This window comes from Bacillus sp. FSL W8-0640 (genome assembly GCF_038007725.1).
In the GTDB taxonomy this organism is placed as follows: Bacteria; Bacillota; Bacilli; order Bacillales; family Bacillaceae_G; genus Bacillus_A; species Bacillus_A cereus.
This window is the reverse complement of record NZ_JBBOXT010000001.1, coordinates 2,745,989-2,763,410: the sequence shown is the minus strand read 5'-3', so window position 1 is coordinate 2,763,410 and position 17,422 is coordinate 2,745,989. Positions and strand designations below refer to the sequence as shown.

Genomic DNA, 17,422 nt, shown 5'->3' with positions numbered 1-17,422 from the left:
TATATATTTTTTATACATCAAATTCAGCGATGAACTTGTGTGATATAAGCTCTATAAAACTATGTGGAATCCCTCTGAACTATCCAAATCATTTCCTTACAGCGTGCTATCATCATCATAATCGACTCCTTTCAATTCTATATAGTTAAACGATTAAAGGTGAGTGTAGTATTTGCTTCTACGATCTCGAATTTCATCAATAACTTGTTTATATTGTCTTTCTTGTTTTAATTCATTTTGAGATATTGTTTCTTTTTGAATCGTAATCGTTAAAAAGAATAGGTGAAACTTCATATGTGAATTCCTCCTTTCGAATTGGAATTACAGATGACTACAGTAATGACTTTGTCTTTCTTTTACAGAATCCATAGCCTGATTAATTTGTCGTTCATGAAGCATTTCAGACTCAGAAAATTTATTTTTTTGAATGGTAATGGTTAAAAAGAATACTTTAAATTTCATAAAATAATTGCCCCTTTATAAGTGTTTTAGAAAAGACGAGTGTAATAAGAAGATTGGCGTTCTTTTACTTCGTCCATAATATTTTGGATGTGTTGCTCACGTAAAATCTCTTTCTGTGAAAGTTTACGTTTTTGAATGGTGATTGTTAAAAAGAATGCTTTAAATTTCATGAATATATTACCCCTTTAAAATATATTTTTAATACATTTGAGTGTAGTATGAACTTTTAATGTCAGTTATTTTATCAGTCAGTTGTTTTAACTGTTGTTTACGATTGATTTCAGTTTCAGATAAAATATTTTTTTGAAGTACAGTCGTAAAAAAGAAAATATGAAAAGTCATAAATGAATTCCTCCTTTCGAAAAGGAATTACAGGCGATCACAGTAAAGTGCTTGGCGCTCCTTAACATCATTCATAGCTTTTTCAATTTGCTCATTATGAAGAATTTCATCTTTGGAAATTATATTTCTTTGAATCGTAATACTTAAAAACAATACGCTAATAGTCATTGAATGTTGCTCCTTTCTTAGAAAAATAATGTAAGAGACTAAAAAATCGCGCAAAAAAACCACAGGAAGATACAGTTCTCCTATGGCTGGGCGTGAAAAAGCCACAGGAAAGTATACGGCCTCCTGTGGCGAATTTATGAATTAAATGAAATAAAGTACGATTTTCAATTCTCCATTAGGGTGGTCGAATTCATATTTAATTGTCCAGAAAACACAGGTGCAGTTAACGCTAAAGTTAATGCATGTAATTGTAATTTCATCATTTCCTTCGACCTCCTTTTAGAATTTTTTTCTTACGTTAGTAAGTATATACAATTAATGGATAATTGTAAACATAAAAAATGAAAATTTTTAATTTTGATTAAAATGCGTATATTTAAAAGGGATTTGAAAGTAAATATTGTAATTAACGAAATATCGATAAAAATGGGGGATGCTAAATGAAATATATGCATCATAACATGATCGTTATGCTAACAATTTTTTTATTCATTGCGGCTTGTTCTAATGGAGAAAGAATAAAAGATATATATGATATTAGGTCAGATGATTTTAAGAAATATACTGGGACATACGTTGGTAATAATTCAGATGTGGTTGCAATTGTTAATCATTTACCCGGTGGTGGAACAGTTCAAAGTATAAGTTTAGAAAATGAAAATATAAAAGTGAACTATGGCGCAAAAGAAAGTGGGGCTCTTACAGAAGAAATGATTGAGACGTATTGGTTTGATGAGAAGGATACGATGAAGAAGAATTTTTTCTTTAATGCTATATATTTAGTGATTTTAGTGCCAAATGCAAAAAGTTATGAGTTTCAGGTAGAGAATAAAAACTTTAAGATAACGAGGGAAGAAATGTTATCAATTTTGCATAGAATATTCGATGATTTTCCAAAAGAAAAAGATATATGGGATAAAAATAAAGTTATAAAGTTCTTTAACGGCAATGAAGAAAAAATTAAAATGCTTGTGGAAGATAAAGATTTTCGGAAATCTTTATTTGCTAAATATCCAGTGAGCCAGTTGAAATAATGGAGGGGAGAAGATGGAGTTAGTATACAAAATTTCTTATCATAGAATGCAGGATCATTATTTACCTAAGTTAGTACAGGCAATTAGGCTCGTTAGTGAAGAAGATTTGTGGAAACAAGAGACCGCTGTTAATTCAATTGGTGGAATCGTACTACATATTTGTGAACATTTACAGAGAAATACAAGGCGTTATAAGGGTCCCAATATAGTTTTTGAAAATGGAATTGAAGAATATTTTCCAATAAAACATTTAAGCTCCGAAACTTTGTTAAAAACTGTTGAAGAAATATTTGATGAGTGGGGAAAAGTATATATACAAGTATGGGAAGAAAAAAGGCATATTGATCTTCATAGTTTATTACATTTAGTGGAGCATACAAGTTATCATTTAGGGCAAATAGTAGATCGTACAAAGTCAATAAAGGGACAACAATTTAACTTTTGTCAAAATGGTATAAATGAAAAGAATTTGAGAACAAGAGTTGAAACTTCGAAATTTTAGAAAGAGAGTCATTCTTAAACGAATGATTCTCTTTTTTGTAAAAGAAATTTATGGAAAAAAACATTTTTATGTGATATGGTTAATTACATAAGTAATGAACCTATGAACCTAAGGTGGTGAAAGTGTGAAACCTACTCTGGAGCAAAATAAATTAATATACTTACAAATTGCAGAAACGATTGAATCTGATATTTTAAAAGACATATTGCTTGAAGAAGAACAAGTTCCATCGACAAATCAATTTGCGAAGATGTTACAAATAAATCCGGCTACTGCAGCTAAAGGGGTGAATGTATTAGTAGATGAGGGGATTTTATATAAAAAGAGAGGGATCGGAATGTTTGTTGCAAAGGGAGCGAAAGAAGTCGTACTAAAAAAAAGACAAAATACTTTTATGACTGAATATTTACCTAAAGTGTGGGAAGAAGCGAAAGTACTAGAAATATCAAAAAATGAATTGATGGATATGATTCAAAAGATTACGAAGGAGGGGAAAGAGGGATGATTGCACTTGAAACGAAAGATGTAACGAAAAAATATAAAAAGAAAATAGCTGTAAATGAAGTAACGATTTCATTGGAAGAGCATAAAATATATGGTTTGCTTGGAAGGAACGGAGCAGGGAAAACGACACTATTAAATTTACTTGCAGGTCAAATTACTTCAAGTAGTGGAAGCATATCAATATTTGGTGAACATGTTTTTGAGAATAGTAAAGCGATGCAAAATATTTGTTTTGTTAAAGTGAAAGAAGCTGCATATCTAAATAATAAAGTTAAAGAGATTTTTAATTTATGTAACATGTTTTATAAAAACTGGGATCAAAAGTTTGCTGAAGAACTTGCTAGGAAATTTCAACTTAATTTGAAAGAAAAATATCATAAATTATCACACGGAATGCAAACTGTTGTCGGAATCATTCAAGGATTAGCAAGTAGAGCACCTATTACTATTTTTGATGAACCAACTACAGGTTTAGACGCAGCACACCGTGAATTATTTTATAGTCTACTACTAGAAGATTACGGTGAGCATCCACGAACAATTATATTATCAACACATTTAGTAGAAGAAGTAACTCATGTTATTGAAGATGTAATCATCATAAAAGAAGGTGCACTTGTTGTTCAATCATCAGTGGAAGATTTATTACGACAAGGTCATATTATTTCAGGAAAAAAAGATAAAGTGGATGAGTTTTCAATCAATAAAAAAGTAATAAATCGAGAAGTTTATGGAAATAAGAGGATTTCTGTTATATGGGAAGAACTTTCTAATGAAGATTATTACTCTCTTGAAAAAGAAGGGTTATCAATTGATAGAATTACATTACAAAAACTATTTATTCATATAACTGGGGGTGAAATAAAATGACGATGTTAATGAAGCAGTTGAAGTTACATATAAAATATCAGTATAAAGCCATTCTTATCTTTTGGACTGTGGCATTACTTATAAAAGGGACAATGACTGCAACTGATTTAAAGGGAATAAAGGTAGCATTTTTACATGATATTTTCAATAATTCATCAATTGTAATCGTAATGTTTATTGTGATAAGCGTGTTTCTTATTCAACTTGATATTTTTCCTACAGTCGTCTCGTTTGGTGTCACTAGGTTGCAATTTTTGATTGGTTCAATATGTTTTAATTTATTGCAATCAGCATTGTTTTCATGTCTTCAAGCTTTGTTTTTACAGGATACATTTTATAAAACAGAACATGTAAATTTAGGAGCATCTGCAATTGAACAATTCTTTGTACAATTCATATTTTATAGTACATTAGCTTGTTTATTCCAATCAACAACTATTGTTCAGAAAAGATTTAATTGGTTCGGATTGGCCTTTAGTATAATAGTTTTATTCGGATTGGCGAGTACAATGTATGCAGGGATAGGTATAAAAGAGTTGGTGTTTATTAATAGTAAAATGTTACTAGAAATACCTAATTTCATATTAGTTTCGATAGTTCTTATTTGCATATATATTGTAATTAGCGCTCTATTTATTCGTAAGGTTTCGTTTGAAGATACAATTTAAATACAATTATTTTAGGGGAGAAGGAAGAGTGAATGGGAGATACTTCTTCATTAATAACCGTTTTTTTATGCATTGCACTACTAATATTTTGGCGTCGTTATCGCTCCATGTATAAGCCAATAAAGGGATCGGGAAAACGTATTTTATGGCCATTACTATTTTTAACACCAGGTATTGTATGGTTTTTAGGTCCCGTACATCCAGCTGTACTACAAGTGGCTATAGCAGCATTTATTGGGATTCTTTTCTCTGTACCACTTATAGCACTAACAAATTATGAGCGAAGAGATGATGGGAATATTTATACGAAAAAAAGTGCAGCTTTTTTAATTACTTTTATTGCACTTGTCGTTTTAAGATATGGTTCAAGACAATTTATCGTTGATTTAGATCAACAAACGATTGGTTTATTATTTTACGTTGTTGCTGTCTCGTATATTATTCCATGGAGAATTGCTTGTTATATAAAGTTTAGGAAAGTTTGGCGGGAAAATAATAATCATGCTATATGAAAACTTCTCATTTGAGAAGTTTTTTTATTTTTATAGGTAAGCAAAACAAGTTGTTGAAGGGCAGGCTGTCATAGAATATGATACATATTATAATGAGGAAAAGTTGAGGGGATAAAAATGCGTACAATTTTACTTTTTCTAAACAACATGTCCATCGATAAAATAGAGAACATTAGACATAAACATGATCCTTTATTTGGATTAATTCCACCGCATATAACAATCGTATTCCCGTTTAAGAGTAATATTTCAAATGATGAATTAAAATCTCATATTTTTAATGTATCAAAAGGGGGAGGCAAAATTGAAATTGAGTTTGCAAATCGTATCACTAGCGTAGGAAACTATTTGTTTTTAGAAGTTGATAGAGGAAGAAAACAAATAGAAGAACTACATGATAGGCTGTATACAGGACCTTTATTACAATTTTTGAAAGAAGACATTCCGTACATCCCGCATGTAACAGTCGGAAGAAAAGAAAGTGCCAAATTAGCTGCTGAAGTAGTGAAGGAGATTCCTAGTTTTCATGGGAAGTTAAATTGTGTGATTGATAGAATAAGCGTGGAGCGAATTGAAGAGAACGGGGAATCAATTATTGAATTTGAAGTGCCATTTTTAAAAAGCTGACAAAAGTCAGCTTTTTATTTCGTAGCATGAAGTAATGCACCAATTGCACCGCTATTACCACCATCTTGTAAAAAGATTGGTGTTTTATTTTGATATTCGGTGTAGCTACTTATAATATGTTGAAGTTGTACGTTATTACATAAAGTCGAACCAATATAAATAATATGTTTAATGTTTTTTGTTTCAGCGAATTGAAGGCTTAATGCAGTAACGACTTCACCGACAAGTCCTTGTATAGTAGCAAGTATGTCTGAGCTATTATATTTCGATTCTGAAATAGCGGCTTTACCAAAATTGCTAGCAGTTAAGCTATTATCAATAGGTGAGAGAATACCACCATAAATATCTCCAACCGTAATATCTAGTTCTTTTCTAGATCCTACTTTTGTTAGAGGAATTACATCTTCAAAATGATCTATATTTGTTAACAATTTTGAAAGTCCCATAATAGTCCCACCGCCAACTCCGGTTCCACCAGCGCGAATATATTGTTCATTATAAACATAATGGATAGAAGTACCTGTACCGATATTGGTTAAAATAAAATTGTTTATAGTGTGTTTTTCTTCTTTTAATATGTATTGGACACCTGCAAGAGTAGATTCAAATTCGTTTAGCTCTATTATTTTATATGAACCTGTAAGCAGATGCTGTAATAGTTTCGATTTACCACCCGTAATACATATTTGTTTTATGCCATTGTTGTTTTTAATCCAATCTATTATTTTATGTTGTTCATGTGAATAAAATTTTTCAAAAGTTAATAGCTTTTTTTCGTTAAAATAAGCTATTTTCGTTAATGTGCCTCCAGCATCGATACCGATAGTACGTTCCATTTTCCTGCTCCTAACTACGTAATATGTTTTCCTATTTACTTAATTGGTTGAGAATAGATATTTCCAACTGATATAAGGAACACTTTAATCTGCTTGATATATTAATAGTTTTTCTATAGTTACAATAGGCTGGTCGTTTACAGTTGCAATACCTTTACCAAGAATAAAACCTCGGCGATTGCGCGTTAGCTCATAATGTAAATCAAGTTTATCACCGGGATATGCTTTTCCGTGGAATTCAACTCCATCTAAAGAGGAGAGAAATCCTAGTCCTTCAGAATCACTTGTATGTACAAATGCACTAAGCTGGGCAAGTGATTCTACAATTAACATATGAGGCATATGTTTTTGACTATCATTTATAAACCATTCGTTATTTGTAATGAGTTTATATCCTGTAACGGATTCACCTTGTTTTACATTTGTTACTTTATCAATCATTAAAAATGGATAACGATGGGGAAGAGTGTCTTTAATATGCATATGAAAGTACCTCCAATTAATAATACCCCTGCTAAAGTTAAGCAGGGGAGTGGGAACTAATTTTTAACTAATTCATCTACTTTTTCAAGGACGAAAATGCCGCTATTTCTAATATTTTCAACAACTTGTTGCAATACTTCTTTATCTTGAACGAGTGCAATACGTACGAAGCCTTCTCCATGAGGTCCAAATGCATGACCAGGTGTAACAACGACATTCGCACGATCCATTAATGCATAAGCGAAGTCTAGAGAAGTCCATCCTTGTGGAATTTCAGCCCAGACAAACATACTACCAGCTGGCTTATCGACATTCCAGCCAAATGTTCGGAATCCATCGACTAAAGTATCTCTCCGTTCTTGATAAATATCGCGGTTTTTCTCACAAAATGCAGCGCCATTTCTTAGTGCTACAGATGCCGCTTTTTGAATTGGTAAAAATACACCGTAATCGGTATTAGATTTAAATTGAGTAAGTGCACGAACAATTTCTTCGTTTCCAATCATATATCCAATACGGCTACCTGCTAAACTATAACTTTTTGACAAAGAATTGATTTCTACACCAACTTCTTTAGCACCAGGTACAGAGAGAAAGCTAATTGGCTTATTACCATCGAAATAAAATTCAGCATAAGCAAAATCATGGACAACGATAATATTATGCTTTTTCGCGAATGCGATTACTTCTTTAAAGAAATCTTCATGAGCCATTGCTGGAACGGGATTCCCTGGGAAGTTTAAAATCATCATCTTCGCTTGATCGGCAATTTCTTCAGGGATGACTTCTAAGTCTGGTAAGAAATCATTCTCTTTCTTTAAAGGCATGTAGTAAGATGTTGCACCAGCCATTTGAATACCTGTTTCATAAGCTGTATATCCTGGATCAGGAACTAATATAATATCACCTGGATTTGCATAAACCATAGGTAAATGAACGAGCCCGTCTTGTGAACCCATTAATAATAAAACTTCTTTATCCGCATTTAATAAAACGTTATGAGTGTTGTTGTAATATTCAGTTACAGCTTCGTGAAATTCTTGAATACCTGATAATGTATACCCATAGCTCTCTTTTTCACTCGCTGTATGTACCATTGTTTCTCTTACAAAATCAGCGGGCGGCATATCAGGATTTCCGATGCTCAAATCAATCATGTTATGACCTGCTGCAATTTTTTCTTTTTTATAGGCTCCTAATTCACTAAATATAGAAGATTGGAATGCTTTCATTCTAGTTGCTAACGTGTAAGTCATCAAAACCCCTCCTAAAAACAGTGCTTTCATTCTGCGTTTTTAATTATTCTGAAAACACATGTTTACATTTTATCATTTTTTTATGAAAATTAAAACGATTGACAAATTTAGAGGGAGGATTAGCCTATTTTGAAAAGTAACGATGTAAATAGCGTAGATGTGTTAATTGAAATGTCTATTATAGGATTCATTTTATATAACTTAAGATATTTTCTAGTTTTTATTAAGTATATTTCTCATGTTTTGAATGAAAAAGAATACGAAAACAAGGGCTATTTTTGTGGATGATTTCTAAAGTGAAATAACGCAGAAAATATTTTCTGCGTCTCCTCTGAAATGTAATCATTTCTTTTTATATGTGCATAATTTTTCGGCTGTCAAAAAGTATACATTTAATGTACCGTCGGCAACTTTTAAAGTTTGGTCCGATGTAAATGAATTACCATAATCAATGTGATATACATTAGAATTTTTGACAAATGAGCCTTTATATAAATCGTCTTTATTCTTTGTTGTTTGCATTTCTACTAAATTTTGCACAATTTCCTCTTTATTTTCTTTTTTGACAACTGTTTCAAATTTATAATATACAGGGCATTCACCTTTTTTATTGTCAACGACTTCCCAAGAACCGTATATATCGTTATTGCTGCATCCACTAAGTAGGATGATTAGTATAGGAATTGTAAGTAGAACCTTTTTCATTTTGTGCTCCTTTCTTTTAAATTTGAATAAACGTGCGAATACGATAGGGATATTATAATAAATAAAGTTTAAATTTTTTTAAAGAATTATTTAATTTCATATAAAAATTTAGGAGAAATTAAATAAGCATGAATCTAGTGTAAAGTCAGATTCATGCTAGTACTATAGCCTATGTTATGTCTTTTTTGAGGATAAATAAAGAGGAAAGCAGAATCACTATTCCATTTAATATATATACGCTTGCGGTCATAAAGGCTAACGTACCTGCGCCAAATCCTGCTTTATCGAATATAGAAGCAAATGTTGCGATAGTCAAAAAGATAATGGGAGTCAGTAGTAAAAATATGAAACCTGCCACGATTCTTTTTTTAAAACTATGTCCAGATAAGGAAATGGCTAAAAAGTTTAGGATGCTAAACAGAGCAATTGCAAAGAGCAGGACAATAAATACTTCGATGCCATCAGACATTTTACCACTCCTTTTATAAAGAGTACTTTTTATAATCTATTCGAAATAAAAGGGGGATACTCCTTTAGGTAATTTCAATAAACGTAATAAATAGGCGTATTATAAAACAAAGAAGTATGGATTCAATATTAGACCCATACTTCTTTGTTTATTTTATAAATTTGCAGATTGCGAATGCTGTTTTTCATAATGTTTCTGCTTAGAAAGGGAAATAGAAATAATCAATAATGAAACGACTCCAAAGATGAGAACCATATATTGTAACCCAATTGTATCTAAGAAGAAGCCTGTGCCAAGTAAGACGATTTGGAACATAACCCTCTCAAACATATTACGGAATGAGAAGAGGCGACCGTGATAACTTTTTTCCACTTTCGTTTGGAAAATCGTCGACATAATAGGGAAGAAGCAGCCAACACTAAACCCAAACAAACCAAATGATGTAAGAGCCATCCATTTTATATCGCTAAAGAACAATGACAGATGTGCAAAAGCAGTACAAACTGCGAAGAAATATAGTAATTTTTCAGGTTTGAAATGATCAGATAGACGTTTAATTACGAAGGCACCTAACATAAATGCGACACCTTCAATTGTATATATGAACCCTTTAATCGTAGGATCATGTTGCATTTCGCTAATGTTAATAACCATTAAATTAAACCCAGCTATAAATAATAGAGGGATGATACTTAATATAAGTGCTGTAAAAGCAATAGGAATTCCTTTTAAAATACGAAATACTTCCATAAAGCTATTATCTTTTGCAGCTTGTTTACTTGGTGTTGTTGATTTCTTGTCTTCGAATTGTAGGAAGAAAGTCGAGAGGAATAATAAGGCGTATGCTGCCATTGAGAAGGCATACATGTACTGTAAACTCATCACAACTAAAAGAATTCCACCTAGTGAAGTGCCTGCAATACGAGCAATTGTACCAACATTCATATGTACACCGTTCATTTGTAATAACTCATGCTCACGTACGATGAGTGGAATTACAGATTGTAATGCAGGGAAATAAAATGCTGCTGAAATTTGAAGAGCAACCATAAATGCGATCATAAATGCGATACTTTCAAATTGAATAGCAAAAAACATGAAAATAACACTTAAAACTCGACCAAACCCAGCGTAAAGAAGAACTTTTTTCTTTTCATACTGATCGATGACACGGCCAGCCATAGGTCCAACTAGAACACCGGCTAATAGTCCGATAAATAATATAACTGATTTCATGAAATCAGAAGGGACATATTTTTGCATAAATTCAAGGTTGCCAAGAATACCAAGCCATAATCCTAGACCTGCAATAAACTCCCCAATTAGAACAATCCAAACGTTTTTATTACGCCACATAACATAAAACCTCTCCGTCTTTTAAAAATGAAAAACTCGTATATAAAACCTCCTTATTTATGCACTATTTTCATACGAACTTTTTTAGAGTCAGAGTCTATATTACGTGTTTCATAATTGGATTTCAATCTTTTTGATTTGTCAAAAATTTGATGTGTTAATTGATGAAATAAGTGAATCAAAACGTAAAAAATTTATGATTAAAGCTAATAGAAAGTAAGGATACATATAAAAAAGCAAGAACGTATAACTACGCCTCGCTTTTCTCAAGTACAAAATTAAATATTAGATTCACTTAGCAACATTTACGCTCTTGTCCAATAGCTAAAGCGCTAAAAGATAATGGGCCAACAACTTCTGCGCTTGCACCACTAGTAAGGTTTTCAACAGTTAATGAATATTCGTGTGTTCCACTGCTAACGTTTTGATCTATAGCTTGAAATGTTTGTACGTAGAATTGTTCAGAATCTGTAGATTCAATACCTACTTGTGCATTAAAAATTTCAATGTTATCACGGAAAATTCGGAATAAAACTTGTGAAGTCTCAGTTATACCTTCTACACCAATTGTAGCGATTAATTCTACTCGATTATTTCGTGAATCTCTACTTGAAATTCTCAATTTTAAATTTGCTAAAATTGCTTTATTTGGAGAAGCTGGGATTGCAAAAGTTGTTTCACCAGTTTTACTTATAGGCTGAGTAGCTTGGTAATCAATGATATGAGTCATATTCTTCACCTCCTCATATACTAGAATATGAAAATAGTGAAGAATTAGCTTGGACAAATACTGGATTATTTAATAGAGTCAACAATAATTATTGAAAAGAAGAAATTCACATAAAAGCATTAAGAATATATCACAATAAGATGATATTTTTCTTAATGCTTTTTGTAATTAAGCAGAATATTCTTCTTTACGTACTTCAAAAAATTCATTACGTCGCAAGTAATTATAAATTTTCTCTGAAACCTCTTCTTCTTCAGACACTAAGAAACGATGATCAAAAGCGTAGAAAGATTGACCTTTAATTAATTTTACGTAATACATATTAAACGCCTCCTGACACTAGATTATTACTTGCTTCATATTATGATGGCCTATATGTCTGCTAAAAATACTTGGAGTTTCAAAGGGGATAAGTAAAGAAATGAAAGAGCTTACAATTCTGTAAGGTTTATGTCACCTTTTTCGATAGTTTGTATTTACCAGTTTCTTCTATAATGCAAATAGGTTACATAAAATAAGGGGGTAAAAAGATGGATGAAATAATTGGAGAAGTTGTGGCTGGTATTTGTGAATTTGTAGTGGAAGTAACAGCAGATGCTATAGGAAATTTAGTTTCTGGAAATGATGAGGAAAAAGAAACATTATAATAATTTGTAAAAGAATAAAGTTGATCAAATTATAAAGGCTGATTTCTAAAGGGAAATCAGCTTTTTTATTTTTTACATTATATTAACTTAATTTGAATATTCATTTGTTATCATATTTAAGAAGCCTATATAAGGAGGTGAATAAACAAATATGTCGAATTCAGGGCCTGATTTATCTGTTTCTCGTTTGATTGTGGTAAATATAGAGGAAAAAGAATATCATTTTATTGTTCGTGAACATCCGATTGTAGGGAAATTTATATCGCTATTTGAAAATGGGAAAGAATACGGTTTAATAGATAAACAAATCGCTAATAAAGATAAATTTATTACATCGGAGCTTACTAAGTTAGATTATTTTAATATAGATGTTTTATATCTTACACCTGGGTGGATATGGATTGGTATGGATCAATTTGGTTTACATGCTCGTGAGGCTACTTATAACGAAGTAGATGTTATTATGAAGTTGAAAGAGGATTTATATTATATAGATATATACGAAGAAATAAAAATGTAGTAAATATTTATTCAGGTTAGGGGGGAAGTTCCCATAGCCTTTTTTTTGTTTAATAATAAAATGCAAAATTATATTATTTTAATGAAAGGTAAATATGATAAGAAGTGAGATGAAAAGAGGATTTGAAAATACATTAAGAGAATTGTAATAATTATATGAGTCGTATATGTAAATAACAATAGAAAGAAGATGATAATATGAGTAAAGAAGAGCTTGTGAAAAAACAGTTTGGCAGCAATGCAGATAAATATGTAAATAGTAAAATACATGCTAAAGGACTGGATTTACAATATGTAGTTCAACAAGTTGAGTCTCGTCATAATAATCGTCTTCTTGATGTTGCTACTGGTGGCGGGCATGTGGCAAATATGTTAGCACCTATGTTTGAAGAAGTAGTTGCACTTGATTTAACAGAACAGATGTTAGAAAAAGCAAAAGTTTTTATAAAGCAGAATGGTCATGAAAATGTATCTTTTGTAGCAGGAAATGCAGAGAATTTACCATTTGCAGACCATTTTTTTGATACAATTACATGCCGGAGTGCAGCCCATCATTTTACGAGTCCGGCTCAATTTATTTATGAAGTAAATCGTACGTTGGAGGATAATGGATTATTCATCTTAATAGATAATGTTTCGCCAGAAAATAATGAATATGATACATTTTATAATTTTATAGAAAAAAAGCGTGACCCAAGTCATGAACGAGCTCTAAAAAAGACAGAATGGCTTACTTTATTAGAAAAAAATGGTTTGCAAATGCAGTCATGTCTTACTTTTGATAAGAAGTTTGATTTTGACTGGTGGTGTAATATGATGGATGTCCCTTTACAAAAGCGTGAAAAATTAACAGAATGTATGATGAAAGCACCAAACGAAATGAAGGAATATTTTAATATTCAATTTAAAAATAATAAAGTAGAATCGTTCTATACTGAAATGGCTATGTTTATATGTAAAAAAAGTATAACGTTAAAAAGATAAATGTGTTGCAGTCTTTCTGAAGTACGATATACTTAGTACAGAGAAACTGAGAATTGAGGAATAGTTATAATGATTCGTGTACGCATTGAAGGTACTGAGGAAGAAATGCTTGAATTTATGGGGAAAATGCCAGACATTCCTGGATTTGAAAAGACACATATGAGAGAGCCGAGAAAAGGAAATAACCCGAAATACGATTCAAGTAAAAATGTACTTGCATATTTGTCTTATAAAAAGATTGAAGTCGCCAATAAATAGGCGGCTTTTTTAGTTTGCGCTGTTTCACCGCCTTGTCTTTTTCACATAATAATAATAGTAGATTATGCTCAAGAGGGGTGAGAATAGTTAATAAGAAAATTATCTTTTTTGGAGACTTTGGTATTGATGACGCCGTAGCGTTAATTTATGCAAATAAAACATGTAAATTAGATATTCTAGGTATTGTTGCTGAGTACGGGAATGTATCACGAGATATCGTTACGGAAAATGTTTATTTTTTAGAAAGGTACTATGCTACACAAGTGAAAATTATTGAAGGTGCGAGTAGACCGATGACAGCTGAAGAGCCTTTGTTTTTCCCTGAAATCCACGGGGATCACGGTTTAGGTCCTATTATTCCACCTGAGATGAGAATTTGTAAACGAGAAAATTTTTGTGAATTAATCAAATTAATCGAACCTTGTCCAGAAGATATTATAATTGTGGCGACAGGGAGACTAACGACGCTTGCTACGTTATTTTTATTGTATCCAAATATAATGGATCGTATTTGTTCGTATTATATAATGGGCGGCGCTTTCCTATTTCCAGGTAATGTTACACCAGTATCTGAAGCGAATTTTTATGGTGATCCAATTGCAGCAAATATTGTTATGAAATATGCGAAAAACGCTAGCATATACCCGTTAAATGTAACACAGGGCGCGCTTATTACGCCTGAAATGGCCAATATAATAGATAAACAAGGAACTGGACAGGCGAAACTCATTAAACCAATGATTGATTTTTATTATGAGAACTTCTATAAAAAAGAATATCCGGGTATTGGTGGAAGTCCTATACACGATTTACTACCGTTTATCTCGTTTATAGATGACAGTATTTTCGAATATAAAAAATCGGCAGTGTGGATTAGTACGACAAATGATGTGACTAGGGGCCAAAGTGTAGCAGACTTTAGAAAAATAGCTGAGCCAACAAGGTTTGATAATCGGCCGATTCAAAGAATTGCTGTTGGTTTTAACTATGCAGCTTTTAAAGAAGAGTTTATGCGAACAATATTGAAGCCAGATTGTCCTTAATGTGTGTAATAACAAGTCGGATAAATCGTTAGTTCAAAAAAAGGTTTAATCTGTGTGTATTATTCTCAAAAATCTTAAAGTTGAACAACATGAATAACTTATGAAAAATGTCACATAACTAATGGTAAGCAATTGTTTCTAATTATATTTTGATTGGTGAAATGCAAAGGAGGTTATTATATGATTTGGTCTTTAATCGTCGGTGGTATATTAGGATGGCTTGCGAGCTTAATTACTGGAAAGGACGTACCTGGTGGTGTAATTGGTAATATTATTGCTGGTATTATCGGTTCTTGGGTTGGTTCGAAATTACTTGGTAGTTTTGGTCCAGTCATTGGCGGATATGCAATTATTCCAGCTTTAATCGGTGCGATCATTTTGATTTTCATCGTAAGCTTCTTATTACGAGCAATGCGAAAATGAATGTAAGGGCTGTTTACATTTGTAAGCAGTCCTTTTTATATGTTATGCTAGTATTATACAATCAGGAGGTGTCAGCATTGAAAACATTTACAGTAAATTTCCATCAAGAAGATAATGCTAAAGCGACAACAGTACATAAATTAAGTGAAGAGGACTTCAACAAAGCAACAGAAAAAGGCACTCGTCATCTATTTGATTTAGATACAAACGTTGGATTCTTCGTATTCTTTGACGCAGAAGATGCAGAAGGAAACGATCAATACTTAATGTTACAATACGAAGGTGATCATGAAGAGCCAACTGCGTGCTACGGATTTGATTTAAAACTATACTATCAATTTTTAGCACTGTACTTAAACGATCTTGAGTTCCAAGGTGAAACAGATGAGGAAGAGGAAGAATACGGTCCAATTCATCATTTAGCGCATTTACTTTATCATATTGTTGAAGATGGTAAATCAATCGAAGTGTAATATACATATTTGAAGCTGCCCTTTTTGGGCAGCTTTTTTATATGACATTGGAATGGTGTACTGTGAGCTAAATAAAGTGAAACTTTAATCAGTGGGGGTTTTGTTCATCCCCACTGATTATCAGCCCTCACCAATCGGGCTTTTACGGACAGCAGGGCCCCCACCTAACTTCTTTGTTTCCGCTGAATTTTGAGGTGGGGATCTTACTGCCCGGCAAATAGCGGGATAAATTAATAATAGAAATTTATTTATTACTTTCATGTTAGCATCGTAAAACACCTGTTATAATGATTGTAATTAAATTCATGGAGGCTAATTCTATGCTTGTAGATGTAAAAGCTTTTATTAAAGCTGCAGGTTTAACATGTATTTCATTATTAAGTGGAGATAACACGTTTGCTTATAATTTTGAAACTGTAAAAAATACTATCGCTACATTTTTTAAGAAGCTAAGATTTACCGTATAATTTTATTTCAATCAGTAGGAAAAGAGTAATCACTTCCTACTGTTTTTTTTTTGTTTCAAGGAGCTGTTGTGAGAGCATGTTTTAAGTTATAGATAGAGGATATTATCATTGAGAAGAGAAGGTTTAAATAAGGAGATGAAAATGGTTTCGTTTATCAAGAGGTAGTTACTTCGGATATAACAGACTTGGTTACTTTTTAGAAACAGCTTTTGTAATATGTTTTGTACAAGCTTTTGGAGAGAGTGAAGCACTGACTTTTTGGAACAAACATAATTTGAAAAGTAATGTAATGGGTTGGTTAACGAAATGAATAAGATGCAATAGGGGGTAAAAATGATGAAAATATATTTAAAAATAGTTATGTTATTTTTGGTGTTTACATGTATGTTTGCGCTAGTCGCATGTAAAGGGACAGACGAAAAAAAGGAAACAAATCCAACCTCGGAAAATAATAAAAATGAACAAAGTAATTTTTCAGAAGAACAGAAAAATCCTGAAGCAAAACCAAGCAATGAAAAAACAACAAAACCATCGCCTGACCCAGATTCGAAAAATAGAACACTTAATCAAAAATCAATTAACCACGTTAAAGATTTGTTTGAACTCGCAAAAGAAGGAAAAGTACCTAATGTACCATTTGGAGCCCATACAGGGGATATTGAAGAAATTGAAAAAGCGTGGGGGAAAGCAAATAAAACCGAATATGCAGGGAACGGAATGTACGCAACTTTTACAAATAAAAATATTGTTTTCGGATTTAATAAAGGGTCACAAGTTTTTGATGTACGCTCATATCATGCAGAACTAAAATTGATTACATTACAAGAAATTGAAAAAGCATTAGGAAAACCATCTTCAGTTAAAGAGAATGGTGAAGATAAAATATATGTATACAAAGTAAATAACCAGTATGAGCTGAAATTTGTCATTCCAAAATCGACTGGTAAGGTAGATCATATTTCTGTATTTTCACCAGAGGATAGTATTAATAAAATGGCAGGATAAGAAATTAAGTGATTTCAAAAACACCTCACTTTCCTTAAGTGAGGTGTTTTTAGTTGTAAATAAGGAACGTCTCCTGCCA

The 17,422-nt window shown here is 32.0% G+C and carries 28 protein-coding genes and 1 pseudogene; 16 read left to right on the top strand and 13 right to left on the bottom strand.

The genetic code is table 11. The annotated features are described in order from the left end of the window. Window positions 1–153 precede the first annotated feature (153 nt). The 5 genes from N2V80_RS14395 to N2V80_RS14375 are packed head-to-tail and all read right to left on the bottom strand — an operon-like array spanning window position 154 to window position 972. The gene (locus N2V80_RS14395) at window positions 154–294 is read right to left on the bottom strand and encodes a YrzI family small protein (RefSeq protein ID WP_000668497.1); all 141 of its coding nucleotides are present in this window, start codon (window positions 292–294) and stop codon (window positions 154–156) included. A 27-nt stretch (window positions 295–321) separates the two neighbouring features. Next, a complete protein-coding gene (locus tag N2V80_RS14390; protein WP_000669805.1) occupies window positions 322–462 on the bottom strand; it encodes a YrzI family small protein in 141 nt (46 codons plus the stop codon). Between the two features lie 26 nt (window positions 463–488). Beyond that, the gene (locus tag N2V80_RS14385; protein ID WP_000668963.1) at window positions 489–632 is read right to left on the bottom strand and encodes a YrzI family small protein; all 144 of its coding nucleotides are present in this window, start codon (window positions 630–632) and stop codon (window positions 489–491) included. Window positions 633–660: 28 nt separating this feature from the next. Beyond that, window positions 661–804 carry a YrzI family small protein gene (locus tag N2V80_RS14380; protein ID WP_000142714.1) on the bottom strand — a complete coding sequence of 48 codons (144 nt, stop codon included), beginning with the start codon at window positions 802–804 and terminating at the stop codon, window positions 661–663. Between the two features lie 27 nt (window positions 805–831). Further along, on the bottom strand, window positions 832–972 hold the full coding sequence (locus tag N2V80_RS14375) for a YrzI family small protein (protein ID WP_000156177.1): 141 nt from the start codon (window positions 970–972) through the stop codon (window positions 832–834). Window positions 973–1,412: 440 nt separating this feature from the next. Between N2V80_RS14375 and N2V80_RS14370 the strand changes: the two genes are divergently transcribed. From N2V80_RS14370 to N2V80_RS14340, 7 genes are all read left to right on the top strand, one after another. Then, window positions 1,413–2,006: a DUF4825 domain-containing protein gene (locus tag N2V80_RS14370; RefSeq protein ID WP_000876536.1), complete on the top strand. Its 594-nt coding sequence runs from the start codon at window positions 1,413–1,415 to the stop codon at window positions 2,004–2,006. 13 nt (window positions 2,007–2,019) lie between these two features. Beyond that, window positions 2,020–2,508 carry a hypothetical protein gene (locus N2V80_RS14365; protein WP_048567574.1) on the top strand — a complete coding sequence of 163 codons (489 nt, stop codon included), beginning with the start codon at window positions 2,020–2,022 and terminating at the stop codon, window positions 2,506–2,508. 124 nt (window positions 2,509–2,632) lie between these two features. Next, a complete protein-coding gene (locus N2V80_RS14360; RefSeq protein ID WP_000805199.1) occupies window positions 2,633–3,013 on the top strand; it encodes a GntR family transcriptional regulator in 381 nt (126 codons plus the stop codon). After that, window positions 3,010–3,882: an ATP-binding cassette domain-containing protein gene (locus tag N2V80_RS14355; protein WP_000560916.1), complete on the top strand. Its 873-nt coding sequence runs from the start codon at window positions 3,010–3,012 to the stop codon at window positions 3,880–3,882. The genes N2V80_RS14360 and N2V80_RS14355 overlap by 4 nt, the downstream gene beginning before the upstream one ends. Continuing rightward, window positions 3,879–4,550, top strand: a complete 672-nt coding sequence (locus N2V80_RS14350; protein ID WP_000178179.1) for a DUF4052 family protein — start codon at window positions 3,879–3,881, stop codon at window positions 4,548–4,550. The genes N2V80_RS14355 and N2V80_RS14350 overlap by 4 nt, the downstream gene beginning before the upstream one ends. A gap of 32 nt (window positions 4,551–4,582) precedes the next feature. Beyond that, window positions 4,583–5,062, top strand: a complete 480-nt coding sequence (locus N2V80_RS14345; RefSeq protein ID WP_000502975.1) for a CcdC family protein — start codon at window positions 4,583–4,585, stop codon at window positions 5,060–5,062. Between the two features lie 117 nt (window positions 5,063–5,179). Continuing rightward, on the top strand, window positions 5,180–5,689 hold the full coding sequence (locus tag N2V80_RS14340) for a 2'-5' RNA ligase family protein (RefSeq protein ID WP_044584563.1): 510 nt from the start codon (window positions 5,180–5,182) through the stop codon (window positions 5,687–5,689). Window positions 5,690–5,703: 14 nt separating this feature from the next. On the opposite strand, the gene coaW is transcribed toward N2V80_RS14340, so the two are convergent. The 8 genes from coaW to N2V80_RS14300 all read right to left on the bottom strand — a co-directional run bounded on the left by coaW (window position 5,704) and on the right by N2V80_RS14300 (window position 11,845). Further along, a complete protein-coding gene (gene coaW / locus N2V80_RS14335; protein ID WP_000442493.1) occupies window positions 5,704–6,525 on the bottom strand; it encodes a type II pantothenate kinase in 822 nt (273 codons plus the stop codon). Window positions 6,526–6,609: 84 nt separating this feature from the next. Next, window positions 6,610–7,008, bottom strand: coding sequence for a 3-hydroxyacyl-ACP dehydratase FabZ family protein (locus N2V80_RS14330; protein WP_000547659.1), 399 nt, complete (start codon window positions 7,006–7,008; stop codon window positions 6,610–6,612). Between the two features lie 56 nt (window positions 7,009–7,064). Next, entirely contained in the window at window positions 7,065–8,264 is a 1,200-nt protein-coding gene (locus tag N2V80_RS14325) for an LL-diaminopimelate aminotransferase (RefSeq protein ID WP_000222700.1), read from the bottom strand. 342 nt (window positions 8,265–8,606) lie between these two features. Further along, on the bottom strand, window positions 8,607–8,969 hold the full coding sequence (locus N2V80_RS14320; protein ID WP_000757017.1) for a hypothetical protein: 363 nt from the start codon (window positions 8,967–8,969) through the stop codon (window positions 8,607–8,609). A 169-nt stretch (window positions 8,970–9,138) separates the two neighbouring features. After that, entirely contained in the window at window positions 9,139–9,438 is a 300-nt protein-coding gene (locus N2V80_RS14315) for a hypothetical protein (protein WP_001279464.1), read from the bottom strand. Between the two features lie 153 nt (window positions 9,439–9,591). Further along, a complete protein-coding gene (locus N2V80_RS14310) occupies window positions 9,592–10,794 on the bottom strand; it encodes an MFS transporter (RefSeq protein WP_000269261.1) in 1,203 nt (400 codons plus the stop codon). A 295-nt stretch (window positions 10,795–11,089) separates the two neighbouring features. Beyond that, window positions 11,090–11,524, bottom strand: coding sequence for an exosporium protein ExsC (gene exsC, locus N2V80_RS14305; RefSeq protein WP_000148797.1), 435 nt, complete (start codon window positions 11,522–11,524; stop codon window positions 11,090–11,092). A gap of 168 nt (window positions 11,525–11,692) precedes the next feature. Beyond that, window positions 11,693–11,845 (bottom strand): YqbF domain-containing protein, encoded by a 153-nt coding sequence (locus tag N2V80_RS14300; RefSeq protein WP_000291905.1) that lies wholly within the window; start codon window positions 11,843–11,845, stop codon window positions 11,693–11,695. A 477-nt stretch (window positions 11,846–12,322) separates the two neighbouring features. On the opposite strand from N2V80_RS14300, the gene N2V80_RS14295 reads away from it, so the two are divergent. The 9 genes and pseudogenes from N2V80_RS14295 (at window position 12,323) to N2V80_RS14255 (ending at window position 17,343) form a co-directional block, all read left to right on the top strand. Beyond that, a complete protein-coding gene (locus N2V80_RS14295) occupies window positions 12,323–12,691 on the top strand; it encodes a hypothetical protein (RefSeq protein ID WP_000071478.1) in 369 nt (122 codons plus the stop codon). Between the two features lie 197 nt (window positions 12,692–12,888). After that, entirely contained in the window at window positions 12,889–13,674 is a 786-nt protein-coding gene (locus N2V80_RS14290) for a class I SAM-dependent methyltransferase (protein ID WP_061655655.1), read from the top strand. Window positions 13,675–13,743: 69 nt separating this feature from the next. Continuing rightward, complete coding sequence (locus tag N2V80_RS14285; RefSeq protein WP_000621885.1) at window positions 13,744–13,932, top strand: DUF3970 family protein; 189 nt, start codon at window positions 13,744–13,746, stop codon at window positions 13,930–13,932. Window positions 13,933–14,009: 77 nt separating this feature from the next. Further along, window positions 14,010–14,975: a nucleoside hydrolase gene (locus N2V80_RS14280; RefSeq protein WP_001223680.1), complete on the top strand. Its 966-nt coding sequence runs from the start codon at window positions 14,010–14,012 to the stop codon at window positions 14,973–14,975. Window positions 14,976–15,155: 180 nt separating this feature from the next. Continuing rightward, complete coding sequence (locus N2V80_RS14275) at window positions 15,156–15,398, top strand: GlsB/YeaQ/YmgE family stress response membrane protein (RefSeq protein ID WP_000638306.1); 243 nt, start codon at window positions 15,156–15,158, stop codon at window positions 15,396–15,398. 77 nt (window positions 15,399–15,475) lie between these two features. Further along, window positions 15,476–15,871 carry a hypothetical protein gene (locus tag N2V80_RS14270; RefSeq protein WP_000847587.1) on the top strand — a complete coding sequence of 132 codons (396 nt, stop codon included), beginning with the start codon at window positions 15,476–15,478 and terminating at the stop codon, window positions 15,869–15,871. 320 nt (window positions 15,872–16,191) lie between these two features. Then, window positions 16,192–16,338, top strand: a complete 147-nt coding sequence (locus tag N2V80_RS14265; RefSeq protein ID WP_000959545.1) for a hypothetical protein — start codon at window positions 16,192–16,194, stop codon at window positions 16,336–16,338. 139 nt (window positions 16,339–16,477) lie between these two features. After that, window positions 16,478–16,648, top strand: a pseudogene (locus N2V80_RS14260) (aminopeptidase); the annotation flags it as partial. A gap of 23 nt (window positions 16,649–16,671) precedes the next feature. Next, entirely contained in the window at window positions 16,672–17,343 is a 672-nt protein-coding gene (locus tag N2V80_RS14255; RefSeq protein ID WP_002098287.1) for a YjgB family protein, read from the top strand. Window positions 17,344–17,422 lie beyond the last annotated feature (79 nt).

What these genes read in the sequence shown, in the direction of transcription:
- N2V80_RS14300 (WP_000291905.1), bottom strand. Translation starts at nt 11,845, where the DNA reads ATGTATTACGTAAAATTAATTAAAGGTCAATCTTTCTACGCTTTTGAT.
- N2V80_RS14315 (WP_001279464.1), bottom strand. Translation starts at nt 9,438, where the DNA reads ATGTCTGATGGCATCGAAGTATTTATTGTCCTGCTCTTTGCAATTGCT.
- exsC (WP_000148797.1), bottom strand. Translation starts at nt 11,524, where the DNA reads ATGACTCATATCATTGATTACCAAGCTACTCAGCCTATAAGTAAAACT.
- N2V80_RS14320 (WP_000757017.1), bottom strand. Translation starts at nt 8,969, where the DNA reads ATGAAAAAGGTTCTACTTACAATTCCTATACTAATCATCCTACTTAGT.
- N2V80_RS14375 (WP_000156177.1), bottom strand. Translation starts at nt 972, where the DNA reads ATGACTATTAGCGTATTGTTTTTAAGTATTACGATTCAAAGAAATATA.
- N2V80_RS14290 (WP_061655655.1), top strand. Translation starts at nt 12,889, where the DNA reads ATGAGTAAAGAAGAGCTTGTGAAAAAACAGTTTGGCAGCAATGCAGAT.
- N2V80_RS14390 (WP_000669805.1), bottom strand. Translation starts at nt 462, where the DNA reads ATGAAATTTAAAGTATTCTTTTTAACCATTACCATTCAAAAAAATAAA.
- coaW (WP_000442493.1), bottom strand. Translation starts at nt 6,525, where the DNA reads ATGGAACGTACTATCGGTATCGATGCTGGAGGCACATTAACGAAAATA.
- N2V80_RS14265 (WP_000959545.1), top strand. Translation starts at nt 16,192, where the DNA reads ATGCTTGTAGATGTAAAAGCTTTTATTAAAGCTGCAGGTTTAACATGT.
- N2V80_RS14370 (WP_000876536.1), top strand. Translation starts at nt 1,413, where the DNA reads ATGAAATATATGCATCATAACATGATCGTTATGCTAACAATTTTTTTA.
- N2V80_RS14355 (WP_000560916.1), top strand. Translation starts at nt 3,010, where the DNA reads ATGATTGCACTTGAAACGAAAGATGTAACGAAAAAATATAAAAAGAAA.
- N2V80_RS14275 (WP_000638306.1), top strand. Translation starts at nt 15,156, where the DNA reads ATGATTTGGTCTTTAATCGTCGGTGGTATATTAGGATGGCTTGCGAGC.
- N2V80_RS14385 (WP_000668963.1), bottom strand. Translation starts at nt 632, where the DNA reads ATGAAATTTAAAGCATTCTTTTTAACAATCACCATTCAAAAACGTAAA.
- N2V80_RS14310 (WP_000269261.1), bottom strand. Translation starts at nt 10,794, where the DNA reads ATGTGGCGTAATAAAAACGTTTGGATTGTTCTAATTGGGGAGTTTATT.
- N2V80_RS14325 (WP_000222700.1), bottom strand. Translation starts at nt 8,264, where the DNA reads ATGACTTACACGTTAGCAACTAGAATGAAAGCATTCCAATCTTCTATA.
- N2V80_RS14285 (WP_000621885.1), top strand. Translation starts at nt 13,744, where the DNA reads ATGATTCGTGTACGCATTGAAGGTACTGAGGAAGAAATGCTTGAATTT.
- N2V80_RS14380 (WP_000142714.1), bottom strand. Translation starts at nt 804, where the DNA reads ATGACTTTTCATATTTTCTTTTTTACGACTGTACTTCAAAAAAATATT.
- N2V80_RS14365 (WP_048567574.1), top strand. Translation starts at nt 2,020, where the DNA reads ATGGAGTTAGTATACAAAATTTCTTATCATAGAATGCAGGATCATTAT.
- N2V80_RS14350 (WP_000178179.1), top strand. Translation starts at nt 3,879, where the DNA reads ATGACGATGTTAATGAAGCAGTTGAAGTTACATATAAAATATCAGTAT.
- N2V80_RS14395 (WP_000668497.1), bottom strand. Translation starts at nt 294, where the DNA reads ATGAAGTTTCACCTATTCTTTTTAACGATTACGATTCAAAAAGAAACA.
- N2V80_RS14255 (WP_002098287.1), top strand. Translation starts at nt 16,672, where the DNA reads ATGATGAAAATATATTTAAAAATAGTTATGTTATTTTTGGTGTTTACA.
- N2V80_RS14330 (WP_000547659.1), bottom strand. Translation starts at nt 7,008, where the DNA reads ATGCATATTAAAGACACTCTTCCCCATCGTTATCCATTTTTAATGATT.
- N2V80_RS14295 (WP_000071478.1), top strand. Translation starts at nt 12,323, where the DNA reads ATGTCGAATTCAGGGCCTGATTTATCTGTTTCTCGTTTGATTGTGGTA.
- N2V80_RS14345 (WP_000502975.1), top strand. Translation starts at nt 4,583, where the DNA reads ATGGGAGATACTTCTTCATTAATAACCGTTTTTTTATGCATTGCACTA.
- N2V80_RS14340 (WP_044584563.1), top strand. Translation starts at nt 5,180, where the DNA reads ATGCGTACAATTTTACTTTTTCTAAACAACATGTCCATCGATAAAATA.